The 19,860-nt window shown below is 51.6% G+C and carries 15 protein-coding genes; 5 read left to right on the forward strand and 10 right to left on the reverse strand.

Translation table 11 applies throughout. From position 1 onward, the window contains the following. Positions 1-2,616, reverse strand: a 2,616-nt coding sequence (locus tag ABYT07_RS05080; protein ID WP_372989908.1) for an MG2 domain-containing protein, incomplete at its 3' end; no start/stop codon positions are given. A gap of 146 nt (positions 2,617-2,762) precedes the next feature. Between ABYT07_RS05080 and ABYT07_RS05085 the strand changes: the two genes are divergently transcribed. Continuing rightward, positions 2,763-4,934, forward strand: coding sequence for a response regulator (locus ABYT07_RS05085; protein WP_372989910.1), 2,172 nt, complete (start codon positions 2,763-2,765; stop codon positions 4,932-4,934). Positions 4,935-5,126: 192 nt separating this feature from the next. Here the strand turns inward: ABYT07_RS05085 and ABYT07_RS05090 are convergent, their stop codons facing one another. The 4 genes from ABYT07_RS05090 to ABYT07_RS05105 all read right to left on the reverse strand — a co-directional run bounded on the left by ABYT07_RS05090 (position 5,127) and on the right by ABYT07_RS05105 (position 9,018). Continuing rightward, positions 5,127-5,885, reverse strand: coding sequence for a YaaA family protein (locus ABYT07_RS05090; protein ID WP_372989932.1), 759 nt, complete (start codon positions 5,883-5,885; stop codon positions 5,127-5,129). Between the two features lie 245 nt (positions 5,886-6,130). Next, positions 6,131-8,176 (reverse strand): DNA helicase RecQ, encoded by a 2,046-nt coding sequence (gene recQ, locus ABYT07_RS05095; protein ID WP_372989911.1) that lies wholly within the window; start codon positions 8,174-8,176, stop codon positions 6,131-6,133. Between the two features lie 123 nt (positions 8,177-8,299). Then, complete coding sequence (locus ABYT07_RS05100; RefSeq protein WP_372989933.1) at positions 8,300-8,587, reverse strand: YggT family protein; 288 nt, start codon at positions 8,585-8,587, stop codon at positions 8,300-8,302. 104 nt (positions 8,588-8,691) lie between these two features. Next, positions 8,692-9,018 carry a BLUF domain-containing protein gene (locus tag ABYT07_RS05105; RefSeq protein ID WP_372989913.1) on the reverse strand — a complete coding sequence of 109 codons (327 nt, stop codon included), beginning with the start codon at positions 9,016-9,018 and terminating at the stop codon, positions 8,692-8,694. A 181-nt stretch (positions 9,019-9,199) separates the two neighbouring features. Here ABYT07_RS05105 and ABYT07_RS05110 point away from each other — a divergent pair, with 181 nt between their 5' ends. The 4 genes from ABYT07_RS05110 to ABYT07_RS05125 all read left to right on the forward strand — a co-directional run bounded on the left by ABYT07_RS05110 (position 9,200) and on the right by ABYT07_RS05125 (position 13,922). Next, the gene (locus ABYT07_RS05110) at positions 9,200-10,573 is read left to right on the forward strand and encodes an MFS transporter (RefSeq protein ID WP_372989914.1); all 1,374 of its coding nucleotides are present in this window, start codon (positions 9,200-9,202) and stop codon (positions 10,571-10,573) included. Beyond that, positions 10,570-11,505, forward strand: coding sequence for a penicillin-insensitive murein endopeptidase (gene mepA / locus ABYT07_RS05115; protein ID WP_372989915.1), 936 nt, complete (start codon positions 10,570-10,572; stop codon positions 11,503-11,505). The genes ABYT07_RS05110 and mepA overlap by 4 nt, the downstream gene beginning before the upstream one ends. Positions 11,506-11,591: 86 nt before the next feature. After that, positions 11,592-12,374 carry an esterase-like activity of phytase family protein gene (locus ABYT07_RS05120; protein WP_372989916.1) on the forward strand — a complete coding sequence of 261 codons (783 nt, stop codon included), beginning with the start codon at positions 11,592-11,594 and terminating at the stop codon, positions 12,372-12,374. 276 nt (positions 12,375-12,650) lie between these two features. Beyond that, the gene (locus tag ABYT07_RS05125; protein ID WP_372989917.1) at positions 12,651-13,922 is read left to right on the forward strand and encodes a hypothetical protein; all 1,272 of its coding nucleotides are present in this window, start codon (positions 12,651-12,653) and stop codon (positions 13,920-13,922) included. Positions 13,923-15,308: 1,386 nt separating this feature from the next. On the opposite strand, the gene ABYT07_RS05130 is transcribed toward ABYT07_RS05125, so the two are convergent. The 5 genes from ABYT07_RS05130 to fliL form a co-directional block, all read right to left on the reverse strand. Beyond that, positions 15,309-17,288 (reverse strand): hypothetical protein, encoded by a 1,980-nt coding sequence (locus ABYT07_RS05130; RefSeq protein WP_372989918.1) that lies wholly within the window; start codon positions 17,286-17,288, stop codon positions 15,309-15,311. Beyond that, positions 17,285-18,154: a flagellar motor stator protein MotA gene (gene motA, locus ABYT07_RS05135; protein WP_372989919.1), complete on the reverse strand. Its 870-nt coding sequence runs from the start codon at positions 18,152-18,154 to the stop codon at positions 17,285-17,287. Before motA ends, ABYT07_RS05130 begins: the two co-directional genes overlap by 4 nt. A 67-nt stretch (positions 18,155-18,221) precedes the next feature. Beyond that, positions 18,222-18,836, reverse strand: a complete 615-nt coding sequence (locus ABYT07_RS05140; RefSeq protein WP_372989920.1) for a MotE family protein — start codon at positions 18,834-18,836, stop codon at positions 18,222-18,224. Further along, positions 18,833-19,246 (reverse strand): hypothetical protein, encoded by a 414-nt coding sequence (locus ABYT07_RS05145; RefSeq protein ID WP_372989921.1) that lies wholly within the window; start codon positions 19,244-19,246, stop codon positions 18,833-18,835. Before ABYT07_RS05145 ends, ABYT07_RS05140 begins: the two co-directional genes overlap by 4 nt. 10 nt (positions 19,247-19,256) lie before the next feature. Further along, the gene (gene fliL / locus ABYT07_RS05150) at positions 19,257-19,742 is read right to left on the reverse strand and encodes a flagellar basal body-associated protein FliL (RefSeq protein WP_372989923.1); all 486 of its coding nucleotides are present in this window, start codon (positions 19,740-19,742) and stop codon (positions 19,257-19,259) included. Positions 19,743-19,860 lie beyond the last annotated feature (118 nt).

The raw sequence follows: 19,860 nt of genomic DNA on the forward strand, positions 1-19,860 counted from the left end.
ATAAAGTTGGTACCACTGATATCGCGTCTCGACTTGGTTCAGCGTCCAGCGGACGGGCATTTCAGTGGCACTGCCGTCGGGACTGACAGCTGTGATCTGGAACGTCGCTTCTGCCCCTTCGCTCAGCACATCGTCAAAGCCCGGCTTGATTCCGATCAACGCGCCTGATGGCGCGATCGCCTTGGACAATCGCCGCTCTACCGGGCGGCCTGACCCTTCGGAAACGCGCAGGATCGCTTCGGCAATCAGGGGCTGGCCGGGGGTTTCCTCAAGCTCGGGCAGGGTCAATGCCATGATGGCAGTACCTGCAGCATCGGTCGTCGCATTGCCCAGATACGAAGTGCGCGCATCAAAGCGCGTATCGTAGCGGCCAAACTGGTATCCGTCCCACCCCTCAAGGCTGCGCGTGCTGCGCAAAGTTACTTCGCCTTCGACGGCAAGACCTGCACCGGGCGCGCCAAACAGATAGCGAACATCGACGGTCAAGGGGGGCGTATCACCCAACCGCAGCGGGGCATTCGGCAGACCAAGTTCAAAGTCGATCCGTTCAGGCAGGAAATCTTCGACCAGCAGGGTTTGGCTGGCCAGCGCGGGTCCATCCACATCCGACAGAATATCCAAACGCCACGCGCCGCGCGGCACATCGTGACCCAGAGGCAAAGCAAAGACATGCCCGCCTGCAACGTTGTCCTGGCTTAGGATCCGGCTGTATTCGACCCCGTCGGGGCGTTTCAGAATGGCGGTCACCGGCAGGTCATCCAGCGCTTTGGCCTGATCGTCGCGGGTCAACGCAGTGGCAAATATCGTGTCGCCAGCCCGATAGACCCCACGATCTGTCGTTAGAAACGTATCAATTGGCGGGCTTGGATTGCGGCCTTCGACGCCACGGTCCGACAGATCGAATGCAGGGTCAGTCAAAGGCAGAAACGCCACATCTTGACGACCGTCCTCGGCCATCAGCAACGCAGGGCTGGCCGACCCCGTCCCGCGCGTCAGGCCTGCGGGAAATTGCGCAAATCCGTTCTGATCAACGGTCGCAGTCCCCAAAACCTCGTTTGCTGCGGAAATCAGCGTCAGCGTGACCCCGTCTTTGGCAGACGCATCGCCCAGGCCGCGCACCGCGACGGCCAGACCATCAGTGCCACCCCATGTGGTCAGGCCCAAATCCGACAGTACGAACCACTGCATCGCCGCGGGGTGTTCATAGGCGTCTTGGCCCGGCACCGCAGCGCTTAGGGTGTAGATGCCTGCGGGTTGATCTGCCAACGCGGTGCCAAGGGGCAAGCGGGTCGTCATATCGGCGTTCAGCGTGTTCTGGATATCGCCGGTCCCGCGCCAGATTTCCTGCGCAATTGTATCGGCAAAGGTTTCGCCCTCATATTGGTTCAGCGGGCGGCCAAAATAATTGTCTTTGATCGCCGCAACCAGATTTCGGTCACTGACCTTGCGCAAAACCAGATCGACGCGGTCGACATTCACGCTTTCTATCGGCAGCGCAGCATCGGCACTGCGCGGCAAGACATAGGCACGGCCCGCAAATCGGACAAGCGGTGTACGGTCGCGTACATAAAGGGTCAGGGGAATATCCTTGCTCAACACCTCTCCGCTTGCGGCAGGAAGGCCCGCGCGAAACGTCACGCGGTAGCGTGCCCCGTGATCCACACCATCAATGCAAATCTGCTGGCCGTCCGCCTCGATCGCGAGGCCGGGCCCGTCGATGCGGATGAATGGCGTATAATCGACACCGGCCTGCAAAAGTGGTTCGGAAAATTCAGCACAAATGCGCGGTGCGGCTGCGTCGCTGTCTACGCGATGTTCAATAATGCGAAACCCGTATTTGCCGATGGCATCGTCTAGTGCAGCGTCAAGATCGGCGCTTGGCGAAAGGGTGTTTGCCAAGCGCAAGACAGGGATCATGTCGCGCCCGCGATTGTTGCGCTCCAGTGCTTGGGCCAGCGTCATCAGCGCCGTGGTTTGCATGCCGGTGTCGGTGGCACGCAGATACGCGTTGAGTGCGGCGGACACTGCCTCGCGGCGCAATTGCATACGGTCCTGATACGCCATCTGCTCGTTTTCTCGCAGGCCAATACGGGAAAGCTGAACCCAGTACTCAGGCGCGTCGGTGCCCGCGATCAATTGCCCGGTGGCCCAAAGCGACGCAGCCGATGCGGGCAGGTCAGGGCCATCAAGGGGATACCGCCGCGCTATATCGCCAACCAGATCACGCGCGGCACTTAGATCGGCGGGATCTAGAAACGCCAGATCGGACGCACGGGATTCAGCGCCGCCGAGCAACGCAAAATCAGCCCGCACCCGCCTTGCGGACATTGCACCGTCATAAAACTGCTGGTCGGTTATCGCTGATTTCGGGAAACAGGCGTTGGACCGTGTGTTAAAGGTAAAGGCCACACAGGTGCTTTGGGCCGCGCAGGCACGTTCGCAGGCTGCCAAAGTCGTATCGAAAAGCTTGCCCAGATCCGCGCCGTAGAAATCAATATTCCGTGTAAATACAAATCGTTCTTCCGGCACCGCCTGTTGCGCTATTGCCTGTTGCCCAAGCCCTAAAAGCCCAAGCGTCACGCTGAGACACAGGATTAATTTGCGCAAAGTGGTCATGGGCCAAGTCCTTTTCACGATCTAGCCAGAGTACGGTCGCATGCGCACACTATATCTGGCAACCATCCTATAAGGCTTAAACACTTGTTCACCTCGTTCGCGGAATGTCGGCATCGCAAACAACCATCTGGGATTCGGAGCAGCGCATGAGTTTGGCAGACAAGCTGACGCAAGAACGTCGCGGGCGTCTCGCGGCTGAGCGGATGCTTGAGCTGAAGCAGGCAGAGCTATTTGCCGCCAATCGCAAGCTTGGCCAACACGCGCAACGTCTTACCAATGAAATCGTCGAAACCCGGGCACAAGTCGAAACGATCCGCGACGAAAACCAGCGCGTAAAATCAGACCTTACCGCCGCGCGCGAAAAGATAGAATTGACTGAACGCCGGCTTTGGCAATCGATTGAAACCATCAAAGACGGCTTTGCGTTCTTTAACGCGAACAACGAAATGATCATGGCAAACCGGGCCTATCTGGCCATTTTCGACGGGCTTGATATCATTTGCCCCGGTGTGAACTATGTTACTATCTTACAGGTTCTGACCGACGAAGGCATTGTAAACACAGGAAATCTGAACCCCAAAAGCTGGCGACGGCTGATGACAGAAAGGCTTCAGGACGCGGCACCGGAACCGACGGTCATCAACCTTTGGAACGGGCAACATATCAAGCTGATCGACCAACGCAGCCCCAGCGGGGACATGGTCTCGCTTGGGCTCGATATCACGGCCACTGTCGAATACGAACGCCAACTGCAAGAGGCGCACAGCATCGCAGAAAGCGCCAACCGCGCAAAATCTGCATTCCTGGCCAATATGAGCCACGAAATCAGAACCCCCATGAATGGAGTCGTCGGGATGGCAGATGTTCTGCGCGATACTCTTCTGACCGAAGATCAACGGCTTTACGTCGATACGATCAAAAATTCGGGAGAGGCGCTGTTGGTGATCATCAACGACGTTCTCGATTACTCCAAGATCGAAGCGAAAAAGCTGGACCTGCATCCCGAACCTTTTGATCTTGAACGTGCGATCCAAGAGGTCATTATGTTGTTGCAGCCGCTGGCCCGGGAAAAAAGCCTTGAGATGGCGCTGGATTACGATCTGTTCATGCCCACAAGTCTGGTCGGCGATCCCGGTCGAATCCGTCAGGTGTTAACCAACTTGCTGGGCAACGCCGTCAAGTTTACCAGCGATGGCCATGTGCTGGTGCGCGTCACCGGCGTTCCCGACAAAGCGACGGGCAATGTACAAGTCAATATCGCGATCGAAGATACAGGCATCGGCATTGCCCCAGATATGGTTGGCCATATTTTTGGCGAATTCAATCAAGTGGAGAACGAACGTAATCGAAAGTTCGATGGCACTGGGCTTGGACTCGCGATCAGCCAACGGCTGATCCAGATGATGGACGGGGACATTTGGGTCACTTCAGAAGAACAGGTCGGGTCTTGTTTCGGCTTTCAATTACCTCTCGAAGCACATGGAGAGATCACAACACCGCACCCCCCCCTGCCCCGCAACCTACGGCACATCATGGTTGTTGAAGGAGAAACGGTTAACCGTTCTATCGTCTTGAAACAACTCGAACAATTAGGGCTGAAAGTCACCTGTTGCGACACAGCACAAGACGCGCTTGCGCAAATAGACGACAGCGTAGACCTTGTACTGACCGATCATATCATGCCCGAAATGGACGGGTTCGACCTGGCCAGCGCCTTGCGTGCGGCACACAATGAGGTGGCCATAATTATCGTCAGTTCGAACACCAGTCTGGCTGACAACGACCCCGCACGGGCTTTGGTCAGCGCTATTCTGAAAAAACCGATCCCCCGTAGCGACTTGTTCTCTCAACTTAGCGATATCAAAATCATAGCTTCAAAGAAATCAAGCGCGCCCCTGCGCAAAATGCGCATCTTGGCAGCAGAAGATAACAAGACCAATCAACTGGTCTTCTCAAAAATGATCCAACATCTCGACGTCGATTTGAGGATCGCAAACAACGGCGAAGAAGCCGTTGATTTGTATCAGTCCTTCATCCCGGACATGATTTTTATGGATATCTCAATGCCCAAGATGGACGGTAAAGAGGCAAGTATGGCCATTCGGCAAATCGAAGAAACAAAGGGCCTCCGCTGTCCAATTGTTGCGCTGACCGCCCACGCGATGAGCGGAGATGACAAAAGCATTTTGGCCGCCGGGTTGGATCACTATCTAACGAAGCCATTAAGAAAGACAGATATCGTATCCCAGATCGAGCAGAACCAACCAGACGGCACGCGGCCGCTTGAACCAGATGCACCCCAGCAAGCCACCGGATAAGGGAGAATGAAAGCTGTCGGCTAACAGATACCCTGATCCCGATGCCAGTCCCTTACCATATTGGGAACATCATGAGCCTTAACCGCAATACCATATGGTGCATGATACAATGCGACTTCAGCACCATAACATGTGCTTGCAAAGGTTAATCCCTTTCGCAGGCAGGATCGTCCATCGGTCAGGAATACGATGTCATGATACACGCACAAAAACAGGCTGATTGGCATTTGAGGTTTCGGCGTCGAAAGCGTATCCGCCGACATCAAATGCCTCAAGATCACGGGCGTCAAGTATGCCGTCCTGCAATACCCATCTTGCCATCGCGCCGCGCGCCCGTTTTGCCGCGATCCCGACCACTTTACGCTTGCCGCCCTTGTCTTCCTCAAAGCGCGGACTGACCACAGTCAAATCCCCCAAGGCAGTCCGTTCAACACCCTTACCATATTCCTCTGAAGCGAGATTTAAAATGGTCTCCGTCCCAAGCTCCGCCGCATCTTGCGCCACGGCCTCGGCAATCTTGCTCCCCCAAAATTTATAAAGGGTGCCCGCAGGATGTCCCGGGCATTTACGCCCCATTTCCATCCGGTATGCGCGGACAGCATCGGTTGGGCGAAGCAGGCCATACAACCCCGAAAGCAAGCGCAAACGATTTGACGCTGCCGAAAGTCCCCTTTCATCAAGGGTGCCAAAGTCGAGTTCCTTGTACACGTCACCGTTGAACAAAAGAGCTGCCGCACAGTCCCCCTCCCGGGTCCAATTGGCGAATCTTTCCACATTTAGCTTGGCGATTGCAGGGGATACTTTCATGATCTGACTAATGTCGTCTTCTGACCACTCACGCGCAACCGATACGATTTCTTCGGCTTCAGCAAGAAATCTGGGGGACGTGACGGCGTGCCCCGCCGCCCTTTTCTCATCTACATTCTTCGCGGGGGATAACAAAATAAGCACCAAGCGGCCTCCGTCATAACTGTATATTGGATGAGATAGATCAGGTTGCAGACCGCGCAAGTCGGTTTGCACTTTCTGTCATGATGCCGCGCAAAGAACAACCAGTGCCAATTTGTACACGGCTACCCGTGCATACCGAATGCCAGAAAACATCGCCGGCTTCGGATATGTTCAAACTTAAGTATCGCGCAAACCGCTTACGATCGAACTGCCTGACGGCATGCTCCAAATTTAGGCGAAAGCGGTCATCCAGCCTCTCGCAAAGCGTCCAGAAACGCAGGGCCAAAACGCTCAGCGCGCTTGTCCCCCAACAGCTTCTCAAGCGCGATATTATCCGGATTGCGCATCTGCGCGACCTTGGCAAGCAAGGACGCAGAACAGCTGAGCGGTTTGCCAGTACCGCCTTCGCCGCGCGCCAGCTCTGCCTGAATTTCAAGCAACCGATCATACACGGTACCAGCGTCACGCCCCGCCAATTTGCGCCGCGTCGGGTGCATTTCAGCAGAGGCACCATTGATCACATCAAGAAAGGCGCGGCCGTAGCTTTCCAGCTTTTTCGACCCCACGCCGCCAATCCGCGCCATAGCGTCAAGGTTTTCCGGCCGCTTTTCCGCCATCTCTATCAATGTGCGATCGTTGAAAATGATATAAGCGGGCACTTTGGCGGCCTCGGCAAGCCCGCGCCGCTTCGCCTTGAGAGCAGAAAGCAAGGGCGCGTCTTCTTCGCTGACCATTGATTTGACAGCAGGACGGCGCAGCGCGCCCGCGGCCCGAATACTGTCACGCCGCAAAGAAATTTTCGCCTCATCGCGCAAGATCGGCAGGGCCGCATCCGTCATCCGCAAGGCACCGTGACGCTCGGCATCGGGGCGGACCAAATCATGCCCCATCATCTGCCGAAACACCGCCTGCCATTGACGTTTGTCGTATTCTTTTCCGACCCCATAGGTCGGCAAGGCAGTGTGGCCGCGTTCGCGTATTTTGTCCGTTTCATTACCCAGCAAAATGTCGATCAAATGGCCTGCGCCAAACCATTCTTCAGTCCGCAACATTGCAGAAAGGGCTTTGCGCACAGCCGTCGTGCCATCAAATACCTCAACCGGAGAGTCACACAAATCGCAACGCCCGCAGGTGATGTCCGTTTCGTCAAAATACCCTAACAACGACTTGCGACGGCATTCCAGCGCTTCGGCCAACCCCAACAATGCGTTCAACCGCGCATGGTCTGCCGCGCGACGCTCTGGCGGGGCAAGACCTTCGTCGATCTGACTGCGGCGCAGACGTATGTCATCGGGTCCAAACAGGGTCAGTGTCTCGGCAGGTGCGCCGTCGCGCCCGGCGCGCCCGATCTCCTGGTAATATGCTTCAATTGACTTGGGCAAATCAGCATGGGCAACCCACCTGATATCCGGCTTGTCGATGCCCATCCCAAAGGCAACCGTAGCGACCACGATCAGCCCGTCCTCTTGCTGGAAACGACGTTCTGCGATCCGGCGATCATCGGCCTCCATCCCGCCGTGATAATGCAGCGCGACATGCCCATCGTCCCGCAAGGCCTTGGCAAGCCCTTCGGTCTTGGCCCGCGTCCCGCAATAGACGATGCCAGATTGCCCCTTACGGGCCCCGGCGAAATTCAGGATCTGCGCCCGTGGCGAATTCTTGGCCGCAAAGGCCAGATGAATATTTGGCCTGTCAAACCCCCGCAGAAACGACCGCGGTGCCACCCCGTCAAACAATTTCTGAACAATCTCGACCTGCGTTTCCGCATCTGCAGTGGCGGTAAAGGCTGCCAACGGCACATCCAACGCCCGTCGCAATTCGCCGATGCGCAAATAATCCGGCCTGAAATCATGGCCCCACTGGCTTACGCAATGGGCCTCATCAACAGCGATCATCGACACACCAACCCGCCTGAGCATCCCTGTCACAGATCCCGCAGCCAGCCGCTCGGGAGCCATGTACAAAAGCTTCAGCGTTCCAGCCTCAAGCCCCTCCCAAACGGCGTCAGTTTCTTCGGGTGTATTGCCAGAGGTCAGCGCCCCCGCCCCGACACCCAATTCTTGCAAGGCTCGCACCTGATCTCGCATCAATGCAATCAACGGCGAGATAACAACCGTCACACCGCCGCGAAGCAACGCAGGCATCTGAAAACACAAAGATTTACCGCCGCCGGTCGGCATGATCGCAAGCACGTTTTCGCCTGCGGTGACTGCCTCGACGATCTCTTGCTGCCCAGGGCGAAAGCCATCAAACCCAAAGACATCACGAAGTAACGTGGCAGCGCCTGACATGGGAAACCTAACATCTATTTGCTCGACAGCGGCAGAATCCCACACTCAGGTCGCAGGGACAATCCCCCGCTTCTCTTGGCCTCTACTTCTCTGGCTTACCAAATATCCTCCCCGAAGGGTCGATCAGTAAAACATTGCAGCGTTGTTAACTAAAAGGATTCGCAAGATAGCCACCGATATCAGCACAACCAACGGTGCCAAATCAAGTCCGCCCATTTGCGGCAAAAAGCGGCGTACCCGACTGTACACAGGTTCAAGCAAACGATTCAGCCCGTCCCAGATTTGCGCGACCAAAGGCTGGCGCAGATTGAGTACCTGAAAATTGATTAACCAACTCATGATCACATGCGCAATGATGATGAACCACACGATATTCAACAATAGCATCAGAATTTGGAAAATCGACGTCATGAACAGGCCTTTCATTTCTTTGTCCGCAGGTAAGCATAACGCCACCAAAGAACAAGAGGCAGCCGCGCGCCGCAGCCCTTTCAAACCTTCAAATTTGAACTGCCTCAGGCCTGCATTGCGTTAATCACTGTTGAAAAATCAAGCTCATCGACAAACAACATCGACCAGTCGGCAAAGTGCCGTGTATCGATAGCCTTTTCGTCAATAATTTTGAACCCACTGTGGCGTTGATCCTTTTCAATGTCCTGAACAAGACCACGCACCACCTGTTCATCACCCTCAAGCAGTTGACAGAAATTCCTACCGTTGAAGGCCAATGCCCCGGTCACGCCGCGTTCCGCATTCTTTTTTTGCGAAAGCGTCACAATATCCGTGACATCAGAGGTGGATAGGGACGCGCGAGCGGTACTGAAATAAAGCAGTCGGATCATTATAATATCAACCTTGTCGTAAACTTACCGGACCCTTTAATAATTCCCGATGAATTAACCCACAAGCATTCCAAGCGACATTACTACAAAATAAAGTAGGCAACCGCAGATCCTCAACAAACCATGCCTTGCGTCCGAATATGGCACTGCTTTAGCGTCAAACCAGATAAAGGGGGAAAATGTGTCGAAAATTTCAGCGCGGAAAAAGATATGGGGTTGGTACTTTTTTGACTGGGCCAGCCAGCCATTCAATACACTTTTGCTTACCTTTATTTTCGGCCCCTATTTTGCACAGACCGCGACCGCGGCGCTGGTCGACAGTGGCATGGACCTTGCCGCCGCAAAGGCACAGGCGCAGGCCTATTGGGGGTACGGCCTTACGCTCGCGGGTATCTTGATCGCGATATTAGCCCCTACTTTGGGTGCGATTGCAGATTCATCGGGCAAACGCATGCCCTGGATCTGGCTGTTCTCAGCGTTTTATGTGGTGGGATCGGGCGCACTTTGGTGGACTGCACCGCAAGATTTCTCGATCCTTTGGGCCTTGTTCTTTTTCGGGATCGGGCTGATCGGGATGGAGTTTGCGACGATCTTCACGAATTCCTACCTGCCGGAACTTGATCCCGACCCGGACGAACGCGGGCGCTTGTCTGGGTCTGGCTGGGCATTTGGATATGTCGGTGGGCTTGCGGCGCTGATTATCATGATCGCCCTGTTCCAAGCAGGCAGTAACGGCCGCACAATGGCGGGTCTGGAACCCTTGTTCGGGCTCGACCCCGCGACCAAGGCAGATACCCGTATTGTTGGCCCACTATCTGCGATTTGGTACGCGGTCTTTATGATCCCGTTTTTCCTCTTTATTCGCGATACGCCAAAGCCCGATGCCGCGCGCTATGAAATAGGCAAAGGACTTGCTGATCTGATGCGCACGCTGAAAAATCTGCCGCGCCATCCCTCTTTGCTGGCCTATCTGGGATCATCGATGTTCTATCGGGATGCATTGAACGGAATGTACACCTTTGGCGGCATATATGCGCTTGGCGTGCTGAACTGGTCGATTACCGAAATCGGAATTTTTGGAATACTGAGCTTGATTTCAGGGTCGATTTTTTGCTGGGTCGGTGGGCGTGTGGATCGCACTGTCGGACCGATGCCGGTCATTATCGCCTGCTGCATTATTCTGACGGGCACCTCTTTCCTGATCATTTCGCTTACGCCCACTTCGGTATTCTGGTTTCCTGTTCAAGAAGGATCTAGCCTGCCCGACATTATGTTCTATCTGGCAGGTGCTTTGATCGGGGCCGCCGGGGGCACCTTGCAGGCATCGTCGCGCAACATGTTGACCCGGCAGGGCAACCCTGACCGGATGACCGAAGCCTTCGGCCTTTATGCGCTGTCGGGCAAAGCTACGTCCTTTATCGCCCCCGCGTTGATCGCAATCACAACGGATCTGACTGGCAGTCAAAGATTGGGCATCACACCCGTAGCAGGGCTGTTCATTATCGGTCTGGTTCTGTTAATATGGGTGAAACCGAACGGAGATTTCGCAAAATGATCTTGTCTCGCCTGCTTGTCTGCACTGTTCTTTCCCTATCGCTTATTGCCTGCGGCGGCTCCGCTACAAAGCCCAACCCCGGCGCTTCGAAAGTTCTGCCGACAATTGGATCATCCGGTGGTGCCCTGAGTAACGTACAAGCCAAAAAACTGTTTGGTGCGAAATCTGCCCCCTCGGCACAGGTTCCGTCTGCCTATGGCAGTTATGCAAAGGGATGCGTCGCCGGGGCGCAGGAACTGCCCGAAACCGGACCGACCTGGCAGGCCATGCGACTGTCGCGCAACCGCAACTGGGCCCACCCAGAAACGATTGATTTTATCAAAAAACTTAGCGCAAAGGCGGCCCTCCAACCTGGATGGAACGGCATTTATGTCGGTGACATGAGCCAGCCACGTGGCGGGCCAATGCTGACCGGTCATGCCAGTCACCAGATGGGGCTTGATGCAGATATCTGGATGTTGCCGCCAAAATCACTTGGGCTTAGCCGCGCACAACGCGAAAGCATCTCGTCCATCTCAATGCGCAAATCAAGCGGTGCCTACGTCAACAGCAGCTGGACCCGTCAACACCACGAAATCCTCAAAGCTGCGGCATCTGACCCTCGGGTTGCGCGCATTTTTGTATTTCCCGGTGCCAAAGTACAGATGTGCAATGACGAAAAGGGTGACCGGAGCTGGTTGAACAAAATTCGCCCATGGTACGGTCATCACTACCATTTCCATGTGCGGCTAAGCTGTCCGAAAGGTGCGCGCGGCTGTGTAGACCAAGCACCACCTCCGTCCGGAGACGGCTGCGCAGATGCGCGTCAGTGGCAAGCCAATATCCTGAACCCACCACCGCCGAATCCAAATGCACCCAAAAGAAAGCCCAAGCGCGAACTTGTGTTGGCCGACCTCCCGGCGCAATGCCAGTCTGTATTGGAAGCCAACTGAAAATCCTAATTAGCTTCCTAATGTTAGGTCTGGCCGCTGCCGCATTGGCAGGCGATGGGCCGTCGCCGCTTGTCCTAAGATCTGAGATGGTCTGGAGCGAAAAAGCCCGCTGGTTTGGTGGCATTTCTGGTGTGGAAGTCAGTAGTGGCGGCCAGCATATGACTGCCATCACGGATCGTGGCCACGTGATCGAAGCAGTCCTGAAGCGCGAGGGTAGCCTATTAACTCGCATAGAAATTGACCATGAAGTGGCTTTGCATAACTCCACCGGAAAACGGTTGTCCAAACCCTTTATCGATTCTGAAGGATTGGCGATCGGCCCAGACGGTTCCGTATATGTAAGCTTTGAAGGGCAGCATCGTCTTGCCACGGTCAATGTCGGGAACGGTATAACGACCCCTGTCCCAAACAGTCTTGACTTTGAATTTCTCAACGAGAACTCGGGTCTTGAGGCGCTCGCTATCACTTCTGGCGGCACGCTGTTCACCCTACCCGAGCAGAGTGATGCCGACTTTTTTCCGCTTTTTTCTTATGGTGATGCGGGTTGGTCTTTGGCCGCGCGAATCCCTAAAAAGGGTCCTTTCCTTCCCGTTGGCGCGGACTTCGGACCCGACGGGTTGTTTTACATGCTGGAGAGAACAATCACTCTGCTTGGCTTTCGCAGCCAGATCCGGCGCTTTGACCTAAGCAAACCGGAATTGGGCGAACAGCTTTTACTGCAAACGCTGCCGTCCCGCTTCGATAATCTCGAAGCAATCTCGGTCTGGCAGGATGCACAAGGGAAGACCTTTATCACGCTGATAGCGGACGATAATTTCATACCTATCCAGCGGACCCAAGTCGTCGAGTTTGAGGTGATACAGCAATAAGGTTTGCATCTACTTTAGAGTAGTTACGGTACTGAAACCCTTTAGGGTTTGATCCAAATTCATCAGACATCTCAAGAAATAGAATATCCTGAAGTTCGGCGAGAATCCCAGTCAATGGATATGATAGACCATTTAACACCAAAGTAATTTAAGTATCCCAAAAATTTTTGGCACTCAAAGTTTATCATTATCTCAAGATTCATGCTCCTGAACTAACTCGAATTCAATCACCTGCTCCCTATCCCGGGGTGCAGCTGTCTTTGGATTGGAACAAACGTGACTGCTTCTAATCGGCACGAAATGGGCGATAAGGGGTACTCACCTCTCAGCAGCCGGTCAGGATGGCGGGACGGCCTTTCTAAGGTATTGAACGGGAGTGGGTTTATAGTACTTTCGACTTCTATTCTTCTTGAAGCCGGCCTAAGAGAAATTGGCATCGTATTACTTATACTCTGTATGGCTGAAATTTCCTCTTCAATCCCTATTATACTTTCATGCTGGTGCCGCGCAAATGTGGAGAATAAATATTCACCCAAGGCTTCTGATTTTGACTTCATCTTATTGTGGATTATGGCACTTCTAATTGTATTCGTTATGCTGTCAAACTCTTGGAGCCTAATTGCAGGATTTCGCGATTATGATTTTTCCATATTGATATATGTGTTGATCACAGTGCTCCTCGTTTACATAAAGATAAACGGTCGTTTTATTACGAATCTTTTCTATTGTATTTTGATAAAACCTCGCTTCATGATCTATGCATTGCTGGCAACACCATTACCACTAGGGTCACGCTTTTATATTGAACAGGCGTCTGTAAAAATGACTGCTGGTGTATTATTGATAGCCGCTCTCACATTCCTCATGCGCAAGAGTTATCTAAGAGATGCGAAAACTGAAAAAATCTCCAGCATTCAAAAGACAAAAAGGGATGTAGATCCAGTATTATACATTTGTCGAAACGTTGACCTGTTGATTATCGCATTTATCTTTGAGATTGAGGAAGTCGCGGTATACTTGATTGCGAGAGGGTTGGCATTCAGCATTGTCCTTGGCCTATCTTCATTCGGTCGAATTCTTATAGGTGCGCCTAGATATTCAAATAAAAATAACGTGAAATATTCCATTGATGCCCTGGCAGCCCGCCTCAACCTCGCAATTTTCTTTATCGGCTCAGGGGGTGCTATGGGAGTTTTGGCCGCCGGAAAGCTAATAGCCCCCCTATTTGAAGCACACCAAAAAGTCTTTTTGGTTGTGATCTTTTGGTCCGTCGCCCGGTATTCTGCTAAGGCTTTGTTCGGGACCTATGAAGATATTCTTGCATTAAAAGGAATGGACGCATTGGCCCTCACCCTTAATCTATGCTTTCTCACCGGCGTGTTTTTATATTGGAGCCTTCTCCCACATCAATCGGTGGAGAGGTTTGCAATGGTTATCGCCTTTGGCCAGCTGATGCATGCCGCCCTCAGCGCCGGCATCGTTGCTGCCCGATGTGGTATCTGGCCTGGGCCAACAGCAATATTTTTCAGGCAGATCAAATTACTGTAGCTAAATAGCGGTTGAATAAGATGATGCCTGAAAGGCGTGAAAACACTAATTCAGTTTGGGTTCTCACCTCCGCCATGCATTACACAATTCCTCCTGCGTGAGGTGGTCGGGCAAATTAGGACTGCGGCTTCCCAAGACCGGTAGACGTTTTTCTTGGTAGTTTTGGAGCCCACGAGAGACAGATATGAACAAAGGAATACGGTTTACGGACGAGTTCAAGCATGGCACCGTGGTACAAGCTGTTGAGCATGGTTATTTAGTCAGCTAAGTGGCTGAGCGTCTGGGGTCGTCATACACTTGGACAGATCTGCTTGAGAACACATCGGGCATCAGGACAAACACGTTGGAGCAGGCTGCCGAGATTAAGCGGGTCAATGAAATGTGTGACAGAGCAACGCAATATCTTAGAAACGGGTCTCGCATACTTCGCCCGCGAGTCTCAGTGAGATATGCTTTTATATGAGCACATCGGGTCGAGTGCTCGATTTGGGTAATGAGTCGCGTTCTGGCTGTACATTTCAGCGGCTTCGCGCATGGCTTAAGGAACTGTTGAGTCCGCGTGCGAAAGATGATGCCCGCCAGACAGGCCTAATCCAGCAAACATGAGCTGACAGCGGAAAAATCTATCGATACCGCAAGCTGCACAACGATTTATTGAATCGGGACAAGACCTGCTCAGACAACCGCGTTGCGCGTTTAGCCAGCTCGGCAGGCATAGGAGCTCAAATAGTCTATAAACGTCGGCCTGGCCGATATGGCGGCAAACCAGCTGTCATCGCTGAAAACACGCTGGATCGGCAATTCGAGGTCGACGCAGCTGATCGGATTTGGGTGGCCGACATCGCTTACTTCCAAAACCATGTGGGTTGGTCACATCTTGCTGTTGTGATCTATTTTTCCTAAGGATGTGTTGTGGCTTGGTCAATGCAGTCGCGCACGACGACGGAACTTGCGCTGCAGGGACTATTGAGTGTTATTTGGCGGCGCAAACCCAGGCCCAAGGCCAACATCCATTCTGATCAAGGCTGACAATTCGCCAAAAAATAGTGATAAAAGTTTCTTGGTAAACATAATTTGGATGTCAGCCTTTTCTGCGGCATGCTTTGCCTGCGCCAAACAGGTAATACATGAAACCGCCGCACGATCTGATACTTTCGGGCAAGCAACAGCACGTCCAAAATCACAAACAGGTTAGCCACCTTGTCTAGGCGATCATAAGACCAGCGGCAACTCGCACAGTCAGATTGGGAGAAGGAGATGGCATCTTAAAGAATCAGGATGCGCTATGGCTCCTGCTAAAGGCACCTCCACCTGCAACTACTAATATTCCAGCAACAGTCATCTAAAAATGAAGCTCGGACACAAGAACTTTTCGCATTTGAATTCTTATCTATTGAGATAATTCTCTAGCTCGATCCTTCTTAAGCTACTTTCAGCAAGAATTTCTCTCGCACGCCCAATGCTTTTAGTTTCCTTCTCAGGCATTAAACTTACTGTCTCCTCCAACCCAGTTTGACCCTGACCACGGCCTTCAACTAGGTCGGTGTCATTTTGCTGAGCCCCAACACCACCATCAGTAACGCTATCTGCTCGTTGGCTCAATGGTGGCACGCCAATTGGGCCATCCTCTATCGGATCTGCGGTGATAAATTGCGGCGTTTTAGAAAGCCAAATTTTCTCCAATCTATCTTCAAGCAATTTCTTGGTCGCCGGTTTTATACTGTTCAGTTCCCTCTTTGACATGGCCGATGTCACTTCCAAGAGAATACTATCAATACCATTCAGAGTTACGCTCTTGATCAAGCCTTCATATAAAAAAAGATTTTTCGGACTGCCCATTTCGTCTAGAGTATTTAGTGCATCCAAAAACATGCCCTTCGATATCAAAGCAAAAAACTTTTCTTCTTGCAAATTCTCGCGCATCTCCAGATTAGCCTCCTCAAATATTAAGGACTCCAATTTGACAATATCTGATTCTAAGACTTCCCGCTTCAAAATTGACTTTGCACTCATTATAGAAACAAAGTCCTTAGGTGTATCTATTTGGCTTCCAGCTGTAATATCGTCAAGAATATTTCTGGCCTCATTTGGCTCATTCTGATTCAGCTGATACCTGAGCTCCTCCAATTTTATCTCTGTGCTTTGACTAGGCTTCACTCGAGCGAGGGTGTCCAAGACAACTGGCACCGCGTCTGATCTTCCTAGTCGATTCAGCCCATCTAGAAAGGGCTGGAAAAGGTATCTTCGGAGGACAGACGAAAGATCATTAAAGTATATTAACGATTTATGCAGTTTTTCATCAGAAATATGGTCCGTCTTGGTACCCCCAATGATATTCCAGAATATTAAATCACTGATGCATTCATCATTTTCATCAATCAAACCCATGTTTTCACTGCTGCCGTTTTCCAAAATATCTCCAATTACCGACAGGATAAGAACTTCAGTTGTTTTTTCTTTAATCAACTCTATCGCCTGCTTTGCCTCAGCGCCTAACCCTAAACCTATCAGCTTTTTCGCATAGGCCGTAGCAATACGTTGATCAATATTCCCAGCGTCATCCGTAAATTTAGCCAGCTCGGGCAAAGAAAGTAGATCGAACTCATTATCGACTGACATCTTGAAAGATAAACTTTTATCCTTGACGCATGGCTTTGATTTGGCATCTGCTTTCCGGCCTTCTACCGAGTGCTCTATAAAATTTGGGAGGAATATATTACTATTCTCAATCTCGAAAACATTCCGCGACTTAGCCGGATCTATTTTGGCAGTCTGGCGATCTAACCCACCGTGTATTGTTTTGTCTGGAACCAAAATGCTTGCTGTTCCAAGCTGCCCCATATTTACCAATAGGCGTTTTTGAAAACTCGCAAGATCTGGTGTTGCTTTCACCGTCGGAAATTCTTGTGTTCCGAGAGATCTGTCTCTTTTTTCTTTTTCCTGGTCGACAACTTCGACTTCCAACTTTGGAGTATGCGTTTCAAGAAGCCTTCCCAAAATCGATGTTCCTGCGTCAGAGATGTCTATTACAATATTTCTATCTGAATCGAGAAAGTTTGATATATAGCAATCGCAATTAACTCCTATTTCCAATGTATCGTCGGTAGCGATGATGGCGTTCATCCTTCCCTTTCCGATTCGATCAAAAGCTTCACTAATATCAAAGCCATCTGTGTTGCTCTCGATCCGAATGATGACTTTATCGGAATCTCTTCGAGCTTCCCATTCGACCCCATCGTTTGCCAAAATAACCAAGCGTGTAAAGGAAGCATGATCGCCAGTTTTAACTGGTAAAGGCGCTCCCGCCGCCACAATCGGTGTTATTGTGAACATAATCATGACCAGTGTTAGATTAAAACGCATCATCCTCCCCCCTGCTTTAATGACTTGATTGCCTCTTCGAGTTCAGAGAATGATGGTCGGCAGTGCGAGGGTGTGTTCTGGCGGCCGACTTCTATACATATATTTGTTGCGTGATTGTGTAGGTTTGCGACAAGGACTTCCCTTATCAAATTGTAAAAATGGCCGTCCTCTTTCGTAACGTCTGCGACCTTGGCTGCGAAAGGTCCCACTAAGCCATACGCAAGAAATACTCCTAGAAAGGTTCCGACAAGTGCACCGCCAATAAGCTTCCCAAGTATCTCGGGCGGCTGATCGATCGATGCCATCGTCTTGATCACCCCCAAAACAGCGGCGACAATTCCTAATGCTGGTAGCCCATCCGCAACTGTTTGTAATGCGTGACTGGAATGTAAAGAATGCTCCAGGTTTGCCTCCATGCGCTTCTCTAACACCTCCTCAACCTGATGAGGATCATCATAGTTCATTGAAGCAGAACGCATTGTATCACATATCATTGCGATGGCCTCGGAATCAGTTAAGATTTTAGGATATTTTGAGAATATCGTAGATTCTTGGGGGCTCTCAATGTGCGGCTCTATTTCGATAGGATTTTGTCGAGCTAGCCGGACAAGCTCAAACAAAAGGCAAAGGAGGTCTCTATAGTCCTCATGCTTCCATTTTGCCCCCTTGAAGACTTTACCTACGTCTTTCAGGGTATGTTTAACTGCTGGAAGATCGTTACTTATCAGAAACGCACCCGCAGCAGCGCCACCAATCATAGTAAACTCAAATGGGAGAGATTTTAGGATAATTCCCATTTTCCCACCAGCTGCAAGATAGCCGCCAAAGACCATGACAAAGATAGTGATAATGCCGACGATACCGATCATTTGAGCCCCGTATTTTTTAAGGTTTTGAATATTTCCGCACGCCCTGATTAAAAGGCGGTGACTATGGTCAGCTCTTTGGAGCGTTTGCATTTCTACCAGCAAGAATAACACTGATAGAATATGCAAATTCGGGTGGAAGGCCTGCCATGACATTTGCTGCGGCATCTGGCCTCATTCGACTCAGAAATCCAGCCGCAAAATCTGGCTCCATAGCTTCAAAGAGCGCGGCAGCGTCTTTTGGCTTCATATTCTCGTAGACAGCGGTTAACTTTGATAAATCGCCTTCGGAAGCACCGTCAGTAATCGCGATAGTTGCGCGGAGATTATCTTCGGCCTCTTTTAGCTCAGCGAGTCTGGTACTTATTTCTTCACCGGCAGCTTCCAGAGTTTTTTCGCGCGAATTTTGTTCTTTTTCTCTCGCTTCGATTTCAGCTTCTTTTACTTGAATTGTTTCCAACATTTTCGCTAACCGTTGCCGTTCTGCCGGCGCGCTAAATGTTTCGACCTGAGAATACCTATCAAATTCGACAGCACTATTTTCTTGTGTGGGTAAGCTTGCTTGCGCAATTGCTGTATTCGCTCCAATGAAAACCCTCAAAGCTGCGGAACCTGCAAAAAGTAAGGTGATCAAGGATAGCGCGCTTAGACTGCGCCTGCGAGATTTTTTGTTGGAGATTTTCATCCTGCCTTCCTCTGTTTCTGGTGGCGTACAAACATCGGCTCCACTGCGTTTGATTGGGTAGGATGGGGTTTCGACACAGGGGATGCTTCCACCGCGGGATTCGTTTTTGTGGCAGGTGCAGGTGATGCGGGTAGGTCGTGAAGCGCCGCAATTTGAAGTTCGATTCGTCGAGAACTTTCTTCTGCTTTCGCCGTTAGGTCCATCAAACTTTCTGCAGATTGGGCTGCCGTTTTTTGGGCTGCGGAAAGTGTTTTCGTAAGGTCATCAACGCGGGAAGAAAGCACAGCTACTGCACCACCAACACCTTTCTCCAGGTCACTGAAACGCTTTAGTCGCCTTGACAAGACCAGACAGTAAATTGCCGCGCCGAATGCTCCCGCTGCCAGTAGAATATCAGATATCAGTCCCATTTTATGTCCCTCAGGTGAAAACAAATTCCATGATGAGCAAATCCTTGACCCGGTCTGGACCAACGACAACTTCGATACGGTGAAGCATCTGAGAGCGTAGTCGTAGCAGAATAGCCGGGCTCTCTAGATCTTCGACCTTTACCGCCCTAAGGTAACCATTCAGGATATCGGTCACCCTAGGCAGCAGCTTTTCGACGTCGGCACGATATTTTGACGGAACTTCCATCTGTGCGCGAAACCGAAGATGTTTTGATTGGGCCGGTTGTCGAAGGGAAATAACAAGCGGGTCTATGGGAACATAAACGAAATCACCTATTGGCGCGAGATTGTCTGTGTCGGCCACATCGCTCTCTGTCTCGTCGCCCATTATCATCCCGCTCCAAGTCAAATAGAATCCGCCCCCACCGCCGACGAGCGCTAAGACAAGGCTCAGAATTAGCGGCATCTTCGATTTCTTCGGTGGTGCCTCTTCAATCTCTTCTGGTGTGTCTGTCATGGTTCTCCATCCGTGCTGTTGGAGATGGTATAACCATGATTGCACTAACCGATTGTTAAGTCTGATGGGTCATTTGTTCCTCATGAGCTGGGCAGAAAGCCCGGCTGGATGGAGGCAA

This window comes from Sulfitobacter sp., assembly GCF_041552635.1.
GTDB lineage: Bacteria > Pseudomonadota > Alphaproteobacteria > Rhodobacterales > Rhodobacteraceae > Sulfitobacter.